Source organism: Streptomyces sp. NPDC087420, assembly GCF_044744165.1.
Classification (GTDB): Bacteria; Actinomycetota; Actinomycetes; order Streptomycetales; family Streptomycetaceae; genus Streptomyces.
Window position 1 is genome coordinate 226,956 of the sequence record NZ_JBIUXU010000005.1, and the last position, 17,781, is coordinate 244,736.

Genomic DNA, 17,781 nt, shown 5'->3' on the forward strand with positions numbered 1-17,781 from the left:
CCGCGACGGAGCCCCGCTGACCTGGGGTGGGAATCCCGCGGCGGCGGAACTTACCCGTCAGCCGTACGACGCGCCCTCATTGGGGTGACCTCCCGAGCCGGGGTCCTCCGGACGAGTAGACCTTGCTCCCGTGAATCAATTGGCCAATTGGTGCTTCAAGAACCGCCGCAGAGTGGTGGGTGCCTGGCTGCTGGCCCTGGTGGTCCTCCTCGGGATCAGCCAGTCGATCGGCAGTTCGTACAACGAGAGTGTCAGCCTGCCGGGTACGGACTCCCAGGCGGCGGTGTCGCTCCTCAAGAAGAGCTTCCCGACGGCGTCGGGTGAGAACGACCAGGTGGTCATCGAGGCGCGGAACGGCACCACCGTACGGTCCGCCTCGGTCAAGGACCCGGTGACCGCCGCGCTCGCCAAGGTGGCCGGTGTCCCCGGCGTGGCATCGGTCATCAGCCCGTACGGCAAGCAGGGCGCGGGGCAGATCAGCCGGGACGGCACCGTGGCGTTCGCCCGGGTGACCTGGTCGAAGGTGGCCGCCGACGTCACCAAGACGGACGCCAGGCATCTGATCGACGCCGCGAAGACCGCCGACGGTCCTGACGTCCACATCTCGCTCGGTGGCCAGTCCATCTCCAACGAGGAGGCATCGGGCCCCGGCCTGTCCATCGCCGTCGGCGTGGTCGCCGCGCTGGTCATCCTGCTGATCGTCTTCGGGGGAGCGCTCTTCTCCTCCCTGATGCCGCTGATCACCGCGATCGTCGCCCTGTTCATCGGCCACGCGATCATCAGCCTGCTGTCCCACGCGATGGACACCCCGAGCGTCTCCAGCGACCTCGCGATCCTCATCGGCCTCGGCGTGGGCATCGACTACGGCCTGTTCATCATCAGCCGGCACCGCAGCGCGGTGAAATCGGGGCTCGGCTACCGGGCGGCGGCCGAGCAGGCCGTGAACACCTCCGGGCGTACGGTGCTGTTCGCGGGCATCACGGTGTGCATCGCGCTGCTGGGTCAGTTCGCGCTGGGGGTCGACTTCCTCTACGGGCTGTCCGCCGCCTCGGCGATCACGGTCGCGCTGACCATGGCGACTTCGCTGACGTTCCTGCCCGCGATGCTCGGGTTCCTCGGAGAGAAGGTCCTTTCCCGCCGGGAGCGTGCCGCTCTTGAGGAGAAAGGTCCCCTCTCCACCGACGCCACTGGTTTCTGGCTGCGGTGGGCGAGGTTCATCGAGGTCCGCCGATGGCTCGTGGCCGCGACCTCCCTGGCGGTCGTGATCGTGGTTGCCCTGCCGCTCTTCAGCCTCCGCCTCGGATCGTCCGGCGCCGCCGCCGATCCGACTTCCTCCACCACACACCAGGCGTTCAACGCTCTCGCGAGGGGCTTCGGGCCAGGGTTCAACGGTCCCTTCCAGCTCGTCAGCGCGGTCTCGTCGCCGGACGACAAGAAGGCGTTCGAACGCTTCCTGGCCGACGCCGCCCACACCCCCGGAGTGGCCCGGGTGACACCTCCGGTGACCTCCCCGAACGGCGAGGCCGCCCTGGCGATCCTCTATCCGACGACCGCTCCGGGCGACAAGGCGACCGTCACCCTGGTCTCCACCGTCCGGCACCTGGCGCCCAAGGCCGAAGGCCCCGGCCACCCCGCTGTGCATGTCGGCGGCGCCACCCCCAGCAACATCGACTTCTCGCGCGTGCTGAGCGACAAACTGCCGCTCTTCATCGCCGTGGTCGTCATCCTGGCGTTCCTGCTCCTGGTGATGGTCTTCCGCAGTCTGCTGATCCCGCTGGTGGCCGCCATCATGAACCTCCTCTCCGTGGGGGCCGCGCTCGGCGCCCTGACCGCGGTGTTCACCTGGGGATGGGGCGGTTCGGCCTTCGGCCTGCCGACCACCGGACCCATCGACGCCTTCATCCCCGTCCTGCTGTTCTCGGTGCTGTTCGGACTCTCGATGGACTACGAGGTCTATCTGGTGAGCCGGATGCAGGAGGAGTGGCACCACCAGCGCCGCACCGCGCACGGGGACGCGGCGGAACTCAAGCCGGGTGCCGTGCGCCACAACCACGAGGCGGTGACCCTCGGTCAGGCCAAGAGCGGGCGGATCATCGCGGCGGCCGCCGGCATCATGATCCTGGTCTTCGGATCCTTCCTCATCGGCGACAGCTTCGTCCTCAAGGAATTCGGGTTCGGGCTGGGCTTCGCGGTCCTCGTGGACGCCTTGGTCATCCGCGGCCTGCTGGTCCCCGCCCTCATGCACGTGATCGGCCCCGTCAACTGGGCGCTCCCCGCCCGCCTCAGCCGTATCGTGCCCAACCTCTCCGTGGAGAGCACGTCGGACAACGGTCACGCGTGACGGCCTCACGAGTGTGGGAAGGCCGGAGCCCGGCCCCGGGTCATTCCGCCGGCCGCACGGGTGCCGGCGAGGCGGCGGGACCTGCCACCCCCGCCGGGGTGCGGACCAGGAGGAACGCGGACCGGCGGCGCAGGGTGAAGCCGATGGACTCGTAGAGCCGGATGGCGTTGGTGTTGGCGGCGGACGCGTGCATGAACGGTGTCTCGCCGCGCTCGCGGATGCCCGCCGCGACCGCGCGGACCAGCCGGGTGGCGAGGCCCTGGCCCCGGTGGGCGGGGTCGGTGCAGACCGCGCTGATCTCCCGCCACCCGGGCGGGTGGAGCCGCTCGCCCGCCATGGCGATGAGCCGGCCCTCGCGCCGGATGCCGAGGTAGGTGCCGAGTTCGACGGTACGGGGCAGGAAGGGACCCGGTTCGGTACGGGCGATCAGGTCGAGGATCTCCGGTACGTCGGCCGGGGTGAGGCGGACCGCTTCGGCGTCGGGTTCGGCCCGCAGGGAGGTGTCGACCAGCTGTACGCCCTGCCCCCGCTGAACGGTCTCCCACTCGTCGGGAAGGTGTGTCGCGCCGCTGACCGGGGCGAGGGCGTCCGGCCCGACGAGGGCGAGGAGGTCGTCCCAGGCGCGAGGATCGGTCGAGTCGGACAGGGCGGTGAACGGCGAGACGTCCGTGGGATAACGGGCGGCGAGGCCCACCCGCTCGGCGAAGTGGGCGTGCGGGCCGGTGAGCGAGGCCCAGGCGGGATTGTCGAGGAGGTGCGGCGCCGGGGCGCTCCCGGGCGCTTCGTGGTTCGGGTGACCGGGAAGCGGCTGGCTCTGGGACGGGTGGACGCTGGTGGACATGACGGTGCTGATCTCCTCGCGAGGGTGCTGAACTCCTGGTCGGCCTTGTGGGCCTGGTGAGTCTGGTGGGGGCGCTCCCACCGGGCTCAGCCGACGCGCGGCCCGAGTGCGAACCGGCTCGGGCCCGGCGCCCCGCCGACCAGGTCGGCGGCGAGTTCCCCGATGACCGAGGCGAACTTGAAACCGTGTCCGGAGAAACCGGCCAGCACGGTCAGGGGCCCCTCACGGTCGATGACGAAGTTGTGGTCGGGGGTGGTGGTGTAGAGGCAGGTACTCGCCACCGGCGCCGTGGCGTCCACGCCGGGCAGCCAGCGCTCGGCGTACCGCTGGATCTCCGCGAGTGCGCGAGGGACGACGGTACGGTCCCGGTGGTCCGGATCGACGACGGGCCCGACCCCGTGGAACCCGACCTTGACCCCGTCGTCGCTGCCGAGTCCGTAGATCCCGCCCTCGTCCGCGAGCCCGGCCCCGGGATGGTGGATGAAGCTCGGCCAGCCGAGCGCGTCCGCTGCCGGGAAGTGCGCGGGCTGCTCCTGGGTGACCCGCATCGGCGGCAGGCCGGACACGAGCCCGGACAGCCGGCCCGGCGCCCAGCCCCCGACCGCTACCACCACCGAGTCGGCGGTGAACGCCTCCTCGTCGTCGGTCACGATCTCGGCGCGCCCGCCGCGTACCGACAGCTTCGTCACCTTCACACCGTGCCGGATGCGTGCGCCGTGCTGCCGAGCGGCCTGCTGGAACGCCGCGACCGCGCGGTCGGCGTGCACCCGGCCGGCCTCGGGATGGAACAGCGCGGTGGTGTCGGCCCGGAGCCCCGGCCACCGCTCGGCGGCCTGCGCCGGGGTGAGGAACTCCGACGGACGGCCGGCCGCGCTGAGGACGTCGTGGAGCGCGGAGGTCGCGGCGGCCGGGCCGTGGTCGACCGCGCCGGTCAGCTCCAGCACCTGGCGTCCGGTCTCCTCTTCGAGGCGGCGCCACAGCGGCAGGGCCCGTACCGCCAGCGATACGTAGAAGGGGTCGGCGTAGGCCAGACGGAAGATCCGCGAGCTGCCGTACGAACTGCCCCGGTCGTGCCCGGGCCCGAACTGCTCGAAGAGCGTGACCTGTTCGCCCCGTGCGGCCAGGTGCCAGGCCGCCGAGGAGCCCATGGCCCCTCCTCCGACGACGATGTGATGAACCACGGGGTCGACATCCTTTCCACGTAACGAATATGGCGGACGAATATGACGAACGAATGTGACGATCAGTCAGGTGCGGGTGGCGGCAACCGGTTCGCGGGCCGGCAGTTCGAGCCCGAGGTTCTCCCGCAGGGTGGTGCCGGTGTAGTCGGGGGCGACGATCTTCCGCTTGCGCAGTTCGTGCAGCAGGCCGTTGACGACGAAGTCGTGCTGGAGCGGGTCCGCGAGGCCGCTCAGCGTGATGACGTCCAGCACACCCGCCCGGAACCGCTCCTCGACGGCGTCGGCGAGTTGCCCGGGGGTGCCGGCGACCGCCCAGTGACCGGTGTCCTGGGCCGCGACGACCAGTTCCCGGAGGGTGTAGCCCTGGCGCGCGTACCCGGCGAAGATCTCCACCCGGCCGCGCCGCCGGTTCACCGAGGTGACGTCGGGCAACAGGCTCTCCGGCAGCTTCGCGTCGAGCGGGAGCCCGGACAGATCGACTCCGCCGCCGAGCATGTCGGCCACCTGGGCGCGGCCACGCTCGAAGTCGATCGACTCGCGCCTCTCGCGTACGAGCCGCCGCGCCTCCTCCTCGGTGGAGCCGTACGTGGCGTGGAGCGAGCTGAAGATCAGCGGGAGCCCGTCGGGCCGTCCCCACCGCTCGGCCTGGCCCCGGATCTTCCGGGTGAAGTCCACCGCGATGTCTAGGGTCGGGAGGGAGGTGAAGACGATCTCGGCGTAACGGGCGCCCAGCGCCGTCCCGGCCGCGGACTGCCCGGCCTGGATCTGGACCGGGCGGCGTTGCGGCAGCGGTGGGATGTTCAGAGGGCCGGCCACGGTGAAGAACCGGCCGGAGTGGTCGATCGGGCGCACCCGGTCGCGGTCCAGCACCGCCTTCCCGTCCGCGCCGGCGGTCAGCGCGCCCGTTTCCCAGCTGTCCCACAGCGCATTGACCACCTCCAGCGACTCCTCGGCGCGCGCGTACCGGTCCTCCGGGCTGGGCAGGTCGCCGGGCCCGAAGTTCTCCTCACCGATCGACGAGGTCACCAGGTTCCAGGCGGCCCGCCCGTTGCTGACGTGATCGAGGGTGCCGAACAACCGGGCCAGGTTGAAGGGGTGGTGGAACGTGGTCGAGACGGTGGCGATGAGGCCGATCCGCGAGGTCACCTGGCTCAGCGCCGAGACGAACACCAGCGGCTCCTGGGAGCCGATCGCGCCCTGGGCACCGAAGCTCAGCAGATCGGCGGTGAACAGCGCGTCGATCCTCGCGGCCTCCGCGAGCTTCGCCACGCGTACGGCGGTGTCGAGGGTGGACCGGGCCGGATCGACCGCCAGGTCGTACGTCTCCGACGTACCGCCGGCTCCGGTCACGGTTTTCAGCGTTCTGGGCCGCTTCGCGCTCACGACTGGTCCATTCTCACCGGTGCCGGCGATATCGGGGGGCGGCGAAATGCTGGGGCGAACCCACACCAGGACAGGCCGGATCGGAGCCGATCGGCCGTCAGTGGTGTGTACGGGCCTGCCGGACAGCGTCCGGGCAGGCGAGGGCAACGTCAGGCAGACGCGGCGACGAGGAAGGGAAACGCCGAAGGGTCAGCGACAGAGCGCGGTGTGGGTCCGGCACAGGTCCACATGCCGGCGCCTGGTCCGGACCGGCGGCGCGATCGCGGCGCGGCCCCGCCCGGAAAGGGCGGACCTGACGTGCGATGCCTTCACGGTGACTCCCCATCGGTCCTGGTGTGAGCAGGACGAACGTACGTGGCAGGTGGGCGGGCTTGTCAAGAGCGGGTCTCACGGGACGGACCACGAGGCGGAAGACAGGACGCCGATCGAACCTCCCCGGTCACGCACCGGGTTCGTCCAGCAGGCCCAGCTCGCGCAGCCAGTTGTCGTCGAACACCTTGGAGAGGTAGTTGCGGCCGGAGTCCGGCAGCAGCGCGACCACCAGATCGTCCGGGGTCAGTTCCGCCGCCACCCGCAGCGCGGCGGCCACGGCGGTCCCGGCGGAGCCGCCGACCAACAGGCCCTCCTCGCGGGCCAGCCGCCGGGCCGTCCGGAGGGAGTCGCGGTCGTTGATCCGCTCGAACCGGTCCACGACCTCCGGGTGGTAGGACTGCGGCCAGGTGTCGTCCACCGTCTCCGGGTGGCGGAAGTGACCGATGCTCTCCACGTAGTACGGGCTCCCGTCACCTCCCGAGTAGACCGAGGACTCCGGGTCGGCGCCGACCACCGTCACCCGGCCGCCGCTCACCTCCTTGAGGAATTCACCGGTCCCGGTGATGGTGCCGCCGGTGCCGATGCCGGACACCAGATGGGTGATCCGTCCGTCGGTCTGCCGCCAGATCTCAGGGCCTGTGGTGCGGTAGTGCGCAAGCGGATTGGCCGGGTTGTCGTACTGGTTGGCCAGCCAGCCCCCCGGCGTCTCGGCCGCCACGCGCGTGGCCACCGAGTGCACATGATCGGGATGCTCGCGCGGTACGTCGCTGGGGCAGACGACGACCTCGGCACCGTAGGCACGCAGGACGGCGACCTTCTCCGCGCTGCTCTTCTCCGGGATCGCGAAGACACACCGGTAGCCGCGCTGGGCCGCGACCATGGCCAGGCCGACGCCCGTGTTGCCCGAGGTGCCCTCGACGATGGTGCCGCCGGGCAGCAGTTCCCCGGCCTCCTCGGCCGCTTCGACCATCGCCAGCGCGATGCGGTCCTTCACGCTGCCGCCAGGGTTGACGTACTCCAATTTCACGTAGACCGGTGCGACGGCCCCGTCGGTGACGCGGTTGAGGCGCACCAGCGGCGTGTTGCCGACCGCGTCGGTCAGGGAAGCGTGGACGTCCAATGCGGTGCTCCTTGTGTACGGCTCTGTCGCCGGTTCCGGGATGTCCACGGGCGCACCCACGGGCGCGCCACGGGCAGGTCAGGGGAGACGCGGAAGTGGCACGTGGCCCGGGGTGATCACCCGGCCACGGTAGCCGGGCGGCTCGGATCCCATCGTTTCACTCGTATGAAAAATTGGCGGTCGGGTCGTACGCCGAGGACATGGCGGGGCGTGCCACGGCGGCCACCCGAGCGGTTCCGCCGGTTCCGGGCGGCATTGTTCAACCCGGGACGAACGGTTAACGTGAAATGCGATCACCCGCTTCGGCGGGCGGCAGGCATCGGGCCCCGGACGGCCCGGCGATCGACCCGACAACCGCGAGGCGAGGTGAACGGTATGCAGGCGCGACGCCCCGGTGGACGCGACCGTCGCATGCCGCACCACGGCGGGTCCTTCGAACTCGGCGTCGCCCGGCGCCACGTCGACCTGCTGCGCGTGAGCAGCGCGCTGTGTACGGGGACGTCTCCGGGCCGCTGAGCGTGCCCTCGCCGCGTGTGCGGCTTGTACCGTTCGGCTCCGCGACTGCGACTGCGACCGCGCCCTGACCGCGCCCCGCGCGCCCGTACCGGCGTAGCGGCGCACCGGCGTGCGTACCGCCGCACCCCCCCGCGTCCCCCCTCTCCGGCGACCGCCGTGTCCCACCCGCGCCCCCACCCCACCGAGAGGTTCACGGTGTCCAAGAGCCCCGCGTCATCAGGGGTGTTCGCCGCCCTGCGGGTCCGTGACTACCGCGTCTACTGGAGTACGGGCCTGGTGTCGAACACCGGCACCGCCATGCAGGGCGTCGCCCTGGACTGGTTCGTACTCGACCTGACGCACAGCGGGACCGCGGTCGGCTGGGCGGCGGGCCTCCAGTTCGCCCCCGTCCTGTTGTTCGGCCTGTGGGGAGGCGTCCTCGCCGACCGGTACGACCGGCGCACCCTGCTGTTGTGGGCCCAGTCGCTCTACGCGGTCCAGGCACTCCTCCTCACGGTCACCGTCCTGTCAGGACACGCGCCGCTGTGGTGGATCTACCTGCTGTCGTTCGCGCTGGGCTGTGTGTTCACGGTGGAGAACCCCGCGCGGCTCTCCTTCGTCACGGAACTGGTCGGCCCCTCCCTGATCGCCAACGCGGCGGGCCTCAACATCCTGTCCCTGAACGCCGCCCGTCTGATCGGACCCGCGATCGCCGGTGTACTGATCGCCGTGATCGGTACGGGCTGGGTGTTCGCGCTGAACGCCGTGTCCTTCACGGTCGTGACCGTGGGCCTGCTGACGATCCGTCCGAAGGCGGTACGGAGCCCGGGGGAGCGGCCACCGTGGGCGGGCGCGGGCGCGGCCGGGCTGCGCTACGTGGCCGCGCGGCCCGAACTGGTCGGCGTGTTCACGATCTTCGGCCTGGTCGCCACCTTCGCGGTCAACTTCTCCACCACCCTGACGCTGTTCGCCGGCCGGGTCTTCGACGTCGGTTCCAGCGGGCTCGGATTCATGTCGACCGCGCTGTCCGTCGGTACGGTCGCCGGGACACTCGTCGCCACCCGCCGTGCCTCGCCCCGCGTGCGGACCGTGGTCGTCGGCGCGGTGCTGTTCGGTGTCAGCGAGGCGCTGGCCGCGCTCATGCCCTCGTACCCCGCCTTCCTGCTCATGCTGCTGCCGGCCGGATTCACGCTGATGACGCTGAACACGGCGGTCAGCGCCTTCGTCCAGTCGGAGGTCAGCGACGCCATGCGCGGCCGGGTGATGGCCGTCTACACGGTGATCTCGATGGGGGGCGCTCCTCTCGGCGGTCCCGTGATCGGCTGGATCTCCGAGCACGCCGGCGTGCGCTGGGGACTGGCGTCGGGGGGCGGGGCGGCCGTCCTGGCCGCCGTCACCGTGGCTCTCTGGCTGGTACGGCACCAGGCCCTCACCCCTCGGGCGGACGGAGGCGTGCCGGCCGCCGAGCCCGCGCCCGTCCCGCCGCGCTCTCCCACCCCCACGACATCCGCCGACTAGCCGCATTCGTGGACCACTTCACCCGGAGGTATTCCCCATGACCGACCACGACGACGCTCTTCCCCACCTGCACCTCGCGCTGGAGGCCGACGGCGACGGCGCCCACCCCGCCGCCTGGCGCCACTCGGGGCGCCCGCCCGGCGCCGTCCTGACTCCCCGGGCGCTGAGGGACGTGGTCGCCGCGGCCGAGGACGGCGGCTTCAGCCTCGTCACCTTCGCCGACTCACCCCTGCCGCCCGGCGCGGGGCCTGACGCGGGGCCGGACAACGGCCCGGACGCCGGCCCGTCCGACGCCACAGGACCGGCCGGCCGGATCGAGGCCGGAACCCGCGCCGCCCACGTTTCCCTCCTCACCGACCGGATCGGCCTCGCGCCCGTCCTGCACATCGCCCCCACGGAACCGTTCCACCTCGACACCCAGCTGGCGAGTCTGGACCACGCCTCGCACGGCCGGGCCGGCTGGGTGGTCGGCGCGGCGGCCGGCGAAGTCGCCCTCGCCACCGTCGGCGGAGCGGCGCTCCCCACCGCCGGGCTGGTCCGCGAGACCGCCGACGTCATCGACACCGCCCGTGCCCTGTGGGACTCGTGGGAGGACGACGCGGTCATCAAGGACGCCGCGACCGGCCGTTACCTGGACTCGGACCGGGTGCATCACATCGACTTCGAGGGCGCGTCCTTCACCGTCAAGGGCCCCCTGATCACCCCGCGCCCGCCGCAGGGCCAGGTGGTCGTCCTGGTCCCGGACGCGCTGGAGGCCGACCCACGCGCCGACGTGGTCCTCGTGGCGCGGCCCGACCTCGCCGCCGTCGCCGCCCGCGCGGCCACGGCCAGGGAGTCCGGCGCGCCGCTGGTGTTCGCCGAGGTGGAGGTGGTCCTCGACGCCGGCGCCCCGGCCGCCGACCGGCTCGCCGCACTCAACGAAGCCGCCGACTGGCCCGAGACCGGACGGCTGCGCCACGTGGGCTCCCCGGAGGCGCTGGTCGGCCTGCTGCGCCGGCTGGCCGAGTCGGTCGACGGGGTCAGGCTGCACCCCGCCGTCCTCGCCGTCGACCTGCCGGTCCTGATCGGGCGCGTGCTGCCGGAACTGGCCGCCGAGGGCCTGCGGCACACCCCCCGCCCCGGCGGCACCCTGCGCGAAACACTCGGTCTTCCCCGTCCCGCCAACCGCTTCGCCGCCCCCGCGGCCACCCACGCCTGAGGTGAGTGCCATGACCGAAACCCCGCCCCAGCTCCATCTCGGCGTCTTCTTCACGGGCGTCGGGCCGCAGTTGATCTGGACCGACCCGGACGCGCTCCCCCACACGGCGATCGACACGTTCGTGGAGATCGCGCAGACCCTCGAACGCGGCCTGTTCGACGCGTTTTTCCTCGGTGAGGGACTGCGGGTACGGGAGAACCGGGGCCGGGTCTTCGACCTCGACGTCGCCGGCCGCCCCGACGCGATCACCCAGCTGTCCGCGCTCGCCGCCGTCACCGAGCGGATCGGCCTGGTGGCCACCCAGAACACCACGTACAACTATCCGGCCGATCTGGCCCGCCGGCTGGCGAGCCTGGACCTGCTGTCCGAGGGCCGGGCCGGCTGGAACATCGTCACCACCGACAACGCCTGGACGGGCGCCAACTTCCGTCACGGCGGCTGGCTGGAGCACGAACGCCGTTACGACCGCGCCGGGGAGTTCGTCGAAGCGGCCAAGGCCCTGTGGTCGTCCTGGGCCCCGGACGCCGTCGCGCCCGACGGGCAGGCCGCGAGCTGGGCCAGGCCCGGTTCCGTCACCCCGGTCGAGCGGGACACAGACCTCGTACGGCTGCGCGCCACGGCCACCGTGCCGGGCAGCGGGCAGGGCCGTCCCGTGCTGTTCCAGGCCGGGGACTCGGACGGCGGCCGCGAACTGGCCGCCCGCCACGCCGACGTGGTCTTCTCCGCCAACACCGAGTACGGCAAGGCCGTCGCGTACGCCGCCGACCTGCGCGAACGGCTGGCCCGCCACGGCCGCACACCGGACTCGCTGCGGATCCTGCCGGGCGCGAGCCTCATCCTCGGCGACACACCGGCCGAGGCGGAGGAGAAGGCCCGGTGGGTACGGAGGGAGCAGGTCAACGGACCCCGGGCGATCGCCTTCCTGGAGCAGTACTGGGGCACGGACCTCTCCGCCTACGACCCGGACGGGCCGTTGCCCGCCATCGAGCCCAGCGAGGACGAACTCGACCCCTCCCGGGGGACGATCTCGATCTCGCACCGCAGCGGCAAGCTGGCCCTGATCCAGAAGTGGCGCGACCTCACGGCCGAACGGGGCCTGTCGATCCGCGAGTTGGTGCTGGAGGTGTCGCCGGGCCATCCGTCCTTCGTCGGCACCCCTTCGACGGTCGCCGACGAGTGGACCCGGTACGTCCGCACCCGGGCCGTCGACGGCTTCAACCTCCTGCCGCACCTGCTCCCCGCCTCCCTCACGGACATCGTCGACAAGCTCGTCCCGGAACTCCAGGAACGGGGTGTCTACCGCACCGAGTACGAGGGCACCACCCTGCGCGAACTCCTCGACCTGCCGCCGCTTCCCCCGGCCTCGAGCGCCTGATCCCCGGCACAAGCAGGCGCACGGCAGGCGCACGGCAGGCGCACGGCAGGCGCACGACAGGCTTGCGACAGGCGCAGACAGGCGCAGACAGGCGCACGGCACGGCCGGCCCCCGTACCCGGATCAGGCCCTGCCGTGCGCCTGTTGCGACTGCCGCGACAGCGAGTCGATGACCACCGCGGCGAGCAGCACACCCCCGGTGATCATGAGCTGTACGGCCGACTGGATGCCCAGCAGCGCCATGCCCGAGGCGATCGACTGGATGACCAGGATGCCGAGCAGCGCCGACCAGGTCGTCCCGCGTCCGCCGTACAGGCTGGCGCCCCCGACGACCGCCGCGGCGATCGCGTTCATCAGCAGCATGACGGAGCCCGACGTCTGGTTCGCCGCCGTGATCCGGGAGGCCAGGAACAGTCCGCCCACCGCCGCCATCGTCCCGGACACCATGAAGACCGAGATCCGCACCAGCACCACGTGGACCCCGGTGCGCCGGGTGGCCTCGACGCCGCCGCCGATGGCGTACACCTTCCGTCCGTACGGCGTACGGCGAAGGAGGATGTCCAGCGCCGCGATCAGGACGAGGAAGATGAGAAGGGCCAGCGGCATGCCCTGGAACCGGTTGAGCACGGCGGCGGCGGCGAACGCGATGACCGCCACCACCGCCGTACGCACCCAGGTCTCGGCGAGCTGCCTGGAGGGCATCCCGGCGCCCTTGCGACGCTGTCTCTCCCGCCAGGACACCAGGAGGAACGCGGCGGTGCCGAAGGCCGCCAGGCCGTACGCGACCCCGTCGTCGTGGAAGTAATAGCTGGTCAGCTGAGCGACGAAGCCCTGGTCGTCCAGGTTGATCGTGGCGCTGGTGCCCAGGATGTAGAGCATGAGGCCGCTCCAGCCCAGCAGCCCGGCGAGCGTCACCACGAACGCCGGTACGCCGACCCTCGCCACGATGTACCCCTGGAAGGCGCCGACGGCCGTCCCGACGAGCACGGCGACCACCACCGCCACCCACTCGGTCACCCCGTGGAGCACGTTCTGCACCGCGAACACGGCCGCCGCGAGGCCGCTGACCGAACCGGCCGACAGGTCGATGTCCCCGATCAGCAGCACGAAGACGATCCCGACCGCGATCAGTCCGGTGCCGACGATGTCCACGCTGAGGTTGGACAGGTTGCGGGGCGAGAGGAAGCGGGAGTTGAGACTCTGGAAGACGATCCAGATCACGACGAGCCCGGCCACCGCGGGGACCGAGCCGAGTTCGCCGCTGCCGAGTCTGCGCCCGAACGCCCGGGCGGGGCGGGTGAGGGCCGTGACGAACGTACTCAGGACTCGTCCCTCCCCACGCCCGGCGGGCGACGGGTCACGGCGCTGCGCGTCGCGCCGGTCATGGACGCGAGGATCTGTTCCTGGGAGGTGGTGCCCACGTCGAAGGAGCCGTTGTTGCGGCCGAGGTGCAGGACCGCCACCCGGTCGGCGACGGCCTTGATGTCCCCCATGTTGTGACTGATGATCAGCACGCCGAGGCCCTGGTCGCGGAGCCGCTCGACCAGGTCGAGGACCCGGACGGTCTGCTGGATGCCGAGCGCGGCGGTGGGCTCGTCCAGGAGGAGCATCTTCGGCGCGCCGAGGAGCGAGCGGGTGAGGGCGACGGTCCGCCGCTCCCCTCCGGACAGCGAGGCGACCCGGACGCGCACATGGGGGACGTGGAGGGGCAGCGTCGTCTCCAGCAGTTCGCGGGTACGGCGTTCCATCTCGACCTCGTCGAGGATGCCCCACCTGCTGATCTCACGGCCGAGGAACAGGTTGCCGACGATGTCGAGGTTGTCGCAGAGCGCCAGGTCCTGGAAGACCGTCGCGATGCCCAGGTCCTTGGCGTCGTGGGGGCGCTTGATCCGTACGGGCCGTCCCTCCCACTCGATCACTCCCGTGTCGGCGGGGTCGACCCCCGCGATCACCTTGACGAGCGTGGATTTGCCGGCGCCGTTGTCGCCCATCAGCGCGACGACCTCACCGGCCCGGACCTCCAGCTCGACGTCCGTGAGCGCCTGCACGGCGCCGTAGCGCTTGGAGACACCTCGCACGGCCAGCAGGGGCGCGGCGGTCACGGTCACCAACTCCCTCCTCACCCCGTTACGTGGTGAGTCCGGCCTTCTCGCACGCCGACGCGAACCTCGGAGAGCAGATCTGGCCAATCGTGTACATGCCGTCCTTGACGACGGTGCTCCTGATGGTGCCGACGGTCACCGTGATCCCGTCGAGCAGGACGGCCGGGATGTCCTCGGTGGTGGGGCTGTTCACCCGGTCGGGGGCCTTCTTGCCGAGCTTCTGGCCCCGGCCCAGGGTGAGGGCCATCTCGGCGGCGGCATCGGCCTCGGGTGCGAAGGGCTTGTACACCGTCATGTACTGACTACCGACGACGATGCGCTGTACGGCGGGCAGCTCGGCGTCCTGGCCGGTGACGGGCGGCAGCGGCCTGACGACGTTCGCCCTGAGGGACGCGATGACACCGGCGGCGAGACCGTCGTTGGCGGCGTACACCCCGTTGATGTGGTCGGCGCCGAGGGACCCGATCGCGCCCGACATGTTGCTGTTGGCGACTTCCGGCTTCCAGCCCGCGGTGTCGTACGACTTGCCGATGCGCACCTTCCCGCGCAGGACGGAGAGGGCGCCCCGCTTGAACAGGTTCGCGTTGGGGTCCGCGGACGGGTCGCCGTTCATCATCACGATCTGGCGGTCGGCCGCGTGCGGGCCGAGGGCCTTGAGCAGGGCCGTTCCCTGGAGCCTGCCGACCTGCTCACCGTCGAAGGAGACGTACCCGGAGATCGGGCCCTCGCTCAGCCGGTCGTACGAGATGACCGGGATGTTCGCCGCTTTCACCTCCTTGACCGAGGAGGTCAGCGCCTTGGCGTCGACGGGGGTGAGGATCAGGGCGTCGACCCCCTGGGTGATCATGGAGTCCACCTGCTGCTGCTGGGCCGCCACATCGCCCCGTGCGTTGCCGTACCTGACCCGGCAGTTGTCGCACAGCTGCTTGACCCGGCGCTCGATCAGCGGCCTGTCGAACTTCTCCCAGCGCGAGGCACGGCTGTCCGGGAGCAGCAGGCCGATCGTCACACCGCTGTCACTCGAACCGTTGCCCCCGCCGCTCCCACCGCCGTCGCCGCAGGCGGAGAGGGCGAGGCCCGCGGCCACCACCGAGACGGCGAGGGTGACGGTGGTGGGACGGAGCCCGGTACGTGCTGCGGTCCGGAACACCCGGAGTTCCTCCTCGCCCGTTCGACGGCGCCCTCCTGACCCGCGACCGGAGGCGGTACGGGCAGGTCGGACGCGGCCTACCCTGCCACGGGCCCGGCGTCCGGGCCCGGCGCCTCGCGTGGCGGCACCGTGATTTCACTCCACACCTGTTTGCCGCCGCTCACCGGCACCGAACCCCAGGCCGCCGACATCGCCTCGACCAGCAGGATGCCGCGCCCGCCGGTGGACTCCCAGTCGACGATCACCGGTTTGGCGGGCGCCCGCGGGGACCCGTCGGTCACGGCGATCCGCAGCCGGTCCGCGGCCAGCGCGAGGTCGAGGCGTACCGATCCCTGGGTGTGCACCAAGGCGTTGGTGACCATCTCGGAGACGATGAGGAGCACCACGTCGGCCTCGTCGGACAGGCTCCAGGTGCGCAGGGTGCGCGCGGTGAAACGGCGCGCGTGCATGACCGCGTCCGGCAGCCGCCACACCGTCCAGCTGGCCCGGACCGGGCGGACCTTCATCCCGTCGTAGCGCATCAGCAGCAGCGCCACGTCGTCGTCGCGCCGCCCGCCGCCGCCGAGCATCGTGTCGGCCATCCGGCCGGGGTCGGACGTGTCGGTGGAGCCGAGCACCTCGCACATCCGCCGCATGCCGTCCTCCAGGTGGAGGATCTGGGACTCGACCAGGCCGTCGGTCAGCAGGGCGAGGACCGTGCCGGGGGCCAGCCCGAGCGTGGTCATGGGGAACTCCGCGTCCGCGAGGACACCCAGCGGGGGCCCGCCCTCGGTTGTCATCTCCTCGGTGGAGCCGTCCGGGTGACGCAGCAGCGGCGGGAGGTGCCCCGCCCGTACGAACCAGGCGTCGCCCTCCTCCATGTCCAGCTCGACGTAGCAGCAGGTGGCGAAGAGGTCGGTCTCCATGCCGACGAGGAGACGGTTGGCGTGCGAGAAGACCACGTCCGGCGGGTGGCCCTCGACCGCGTACGCCCTGATCGCCGTACGCATCTGGCCCATGATCGTCGCGGCGGCGGCGCTGTGTCCCTGGACGTCGCCGATGACCAGGGCGACCCGCCCCTCGGACAGCGGGATGACGTCGTACCAGTCGCCGCCCACGGCGAGTCCCGCCATCGCGGGGAGGTAGCGGGCGACGGCCACCCCGCCGGCCAGCGCCGGGAGCCTGCGGGGCAGCAGGCTGCGCTGGAGCGTGGTGGCGAGTTCGTGCTCGGCGTCGAAGGCGCGGGCGCGCTTGAGCGCCTGCCCCACCAGGCCCGCCGTGGCGGTGAGCAGGGAGCGTTCCTCGGGGCGGAACTCGTGCGGCTCGTCCCAGCCCACCAGGCAGGCGCCGACCACCCGCCCCTCGGCGGGGAGCGGCAGGACGGCGAGCCCGCCGGGACCGACGTCCGCGAGACCGTCCTCGCTCGCCGGGCCTTCCGGCCACAGGCTGACCCGGCCCTCGCGCAGCGTGTCCGCCAGGGTGGGAAGGGACCGGATCGGCAGGTCGGGCCATTCCGAACGCCACTCCGACTGCCAGACGTCCGGCCACGCGGAGTGCTCCGGCGGATCGAGCGCGAGGACGACCAGCCGGTCGGACTCGATCTCGGCGAAGGCCACCCGGTCGGCCCCCAGCGGACCGCGCAGCGCGGCGACCAGCACCCGGCCCACGTCCCGGACGCTCATCGCGCCCGCCAGCGCCGCGGCGAGCCGCTGCACGCGGGACACCTCGTCGGCGCTGGGCCGCAGCGCGTGGGCGTCGGCGACCACGCCCACCACCCGGTCCGGCCGGCCGGAGCTGTCGGCCACCACACGGCAGCGCAGTTGGAGCCAGCGCAGCTCGCCGGTGACCCGGCGGACGCGGAACTCCAGTTCCCGGCTGCCCGAGGTCACCTTGCCCGGTTCCATCAGGGACATCAGCGCGGGCAGGTCGTCAGGGACGCAGTGCGCCAGGAGGGTCTCCACGCGGCCGTCGAAGTCGTCCGGCGCCATGTCGACCAGTTCGAGGGCCCGGGCGTCCGCCTCGATCCGCCCGGTGCTGAGGACGAGGCTGAACTTCCCGATCCGCAGCGCGTCGGGAGGGGCGGCGGGCAGGACCGTCGGCGGCGGGCGGCCGGCGGTCAGGACACTGCCCGGCTCACCGTGCGCTTCGAGCCGCGCGGCGACCTGGTCGGCGTACACCTCCAGGAAATCGCGCCGCTCGACGTCAAAGCCCCCTTCGTCGTCGTCCACCACGAGCAGGCAGCCCAGCCGCCACGGCAGCGCGCCCAGCGAGATGTCGACCGGGAGGGTCCGCTGTCCTGTCTCGCCGTACGAGGCGAGTTCGCCGGGGCCGAGCCAGACGGGGTGGCCGGTGCAGTACGCGTCGGTGACCGGCGACCTGCTCGACAGGGCGTACACGTCCGGCAGCGGGATCCGGTCGCGCAGCCGCCCGGACGACTGGGCCAGCCGCAGCCCCCTTCCGCCCGCGTCCAGGACGTAGACGGCGACGAGCGCGGCGCCGGCGAACGCCAGCATCTGCCCCGCGACGGCCTCCTGCTCGTCCGTGCCCGGCGGCAGACCGCTGCCGGCCCCGCCTGCCGGGTCCGCCCACAGCCTCGGGACTTCGACCTCGGTGCCACCATCACCGGACATTCCGCAGTATCACCTACGTCCCATCATCCACTCGCGGCGTACGTGGGGGCCAGTCCGGCGGCGCCATCGGTACGGGGACGTCCTCGTCGTCCGTACGGTCCGGGGCATCGTCGTGCCGGATACCACCAGTTTTGCCGCTGTCCCGCCCGAGCGCCAT

The 17,781-nt window shown here is 71.9% G+C and carries 12 protein-coding genes and 1 pseudogene; 5 read left to right on the top strand and 8 right to left on the bottom strand.

Features of this window, described 5'->3' with window-relative positions; translation table 11 throughout:
• Nucleotides 1-130: 130 nt before the first annotated feature.
• A complete protein-coding gene (locus tag ACIO1C_RS11945; protein ID WP_401861497.1) occupies nucleotides 131-2,341 on the top strand; it encodes an MMPL family transporter in 2,211 nt (736 codons plus the stop codon).
• A gap of 40 nt (nucleotides 2,342-2,381) precedes the next feature.
• Here the strand turns inward: ACIO1C_RS11945 and ACIO1C_RS11950 are convergent, their stop codons facing one another.
• The 4 genes and pseudogenes from ACIO1C_RS11950 to ACIO1C_RS11965 form a co-directional block, all read right to left on the bottom strand.
• Nucleotides 2,382-3,182 (bottom strand): GNAT family N-acetyltransferase, encoded by an 801-nt coding sequence (locus tag ACIO1C_RS11950; protein ID WP_401861500.1) that lies wholly within the window; start codon nucleotides 3,180-3,182, stop codon nucleotides 2,382-2,384.
• A gap of 86 nt (nucleotides 3,183-3,268) precedes the next feature.
• Nucleotides 3,269-4,363: an FAD-dependent oxidoreductase gene (locus ACIO1C_RS11955; RefSeq protein ID WP_401861502.1), complete on the bottom strand. Its 1,095-nt coding sequence runs from the start codon at nucleotides 4,361-4,363 to the stop codon at nucleotides 3,269-3,271.
• Between the two features lie 66 nt (nucleotides 4,364-4,429).
• Entirely contained in the window at nucleotides 4,430-5,713 is a 1,284-nt protein-coding gene (locus ACIO1C_RS11960) for an NtaA/DmoA family FMN-dependent monooxygenase (protein ID WP_401861504.1), read from the bottom strand.
• Between the two features lie 478 nt (nucleotides 5,714-6,191).
• Nucleotides 6,192-7,178: pseudogene (locus ACIO1C_RS11965) on the bottom strand (PLP-dependent cysteine synthase family protein); the annotation flags it as partial.
• A 375-nt stretch (nucleotides 7,179-7,553) separates the two neighbouring features.
• Between ACIO1C_RS11965 and ACIO1C_RS11970 the strand changes: the two are divergent.
• From ACIO1C_RS11970 to ACIO1C_RS11985, 4 genes are all read left to right on the top strand, one after another.
• The gene (locus ACIO1C_RS11970; RefSeq protein WP_401861507.1) at nucleotides 7,554-7,694 is read left to right on the top strand and encodes a putative leader peptide; all 141 of its coding nucleotides are present in this window, start codon (nucleotides 7,554-7,556) and stop codon (nucleotides 7,692-7,694) included.
• Between the two features lie 195 nt (nucleotides 7,695-7,889).
• A complete protein-coding gene (locus ACIO1C_RS11975; protein ID WP_401861509.1) occupies nucleotides 7,890-9,191 on the top strand; it encodes an MFS transporter in 1,302 nt (433 codons plus the stop codon).
• Between the two features lie 37 nt (nucleotides 9,192-9,228).
• On the top strand, nucleotides 9,229-10,389 hold the full coding sequence (locus ACIO1C_RS11980) for an LLM class flavin-dependent oxidoreductase (protein ID WP_401861512.1): 1,161 nt from the start codon (nucleotides 9,229-9,231) through the stop codon (nucleotides 10,387-10,389).
• A gap of 10 nt (nucleotides 10,390-10,399) precedes the next feature.
• Entirely contained in the window at nucleotides 10,400-11,764 is a 1,365-nt protein-coding gene (locus ACIO1C_RS11985; RefSeq protein WP_401861515.1) for an NtaA/DmoA family FMN-dependent monooxygenase, read from the top strand.
• Between the two features lie 122 nt (nucleotides 11,765-11,886).
• Here ACIO1C_RS11985 and ACIO1C_RS11990 read toward each other — a convergent pair whose 3' ends face one another.
• From ACIO1C_RS11990 to ACIO1C_RS12005, 4 genes are all read right to left on the bottom strand, one after another.
• On the bottom strand, nucleotides 11,887-13,086 hold the full coding sequence (locus ACIO1C_RS11990; protein WP_401862173.1) for a sugar ABC transporter permease: 1,200 nt from the start codon (nucleotides 13,084-13,086) through the stop codon (nucleotides 11,887-11,889).
• A complete protein-coding gene (locus tag ACIO1C_RS11995; protein WP_401861518.1) occupies nucleotides 13,083-13,874 on the bottom strand; it encodes an ATP-binding cassette domain-containing protein in 792 nt (263 codons plus the stop codon). Before ACIO1C_RS11995 ends, ACIO1C_RS11990 begins: the two co-directional genes overlap by 4 nt.
• Nucleotides 13,875-13,890: 16 nt before the next feature.
• Entirely contained in the window at nucleotides 13,891-15,015 is a 1,125-nt protein-coding gene (locus ACIO1C_RS12000) for a sugar ABC transporter substrate-binding protein (RefSeq protein WP_401861520.1), read from the bottom strand.
• Nucleotides 15,016-15,092: 77 nt separating this feature from the next.
• Nucleotides 15,093-17,624 carry a SpoIIE family protein phosphatase gene (locus ACIO1C_RS12005; protein ID WP_401861522.1) on the bottom strand — a complete coding sequence of 844 codons (2,532 nt, stop codon included), beginning with the start codon at nucleotides 17,622-17,624 and terminating at the stop codon, nucleotides 15,093-15,095.
• Nucleotides 17,625-17,781 lie beyond the last annotated feature (157 nt).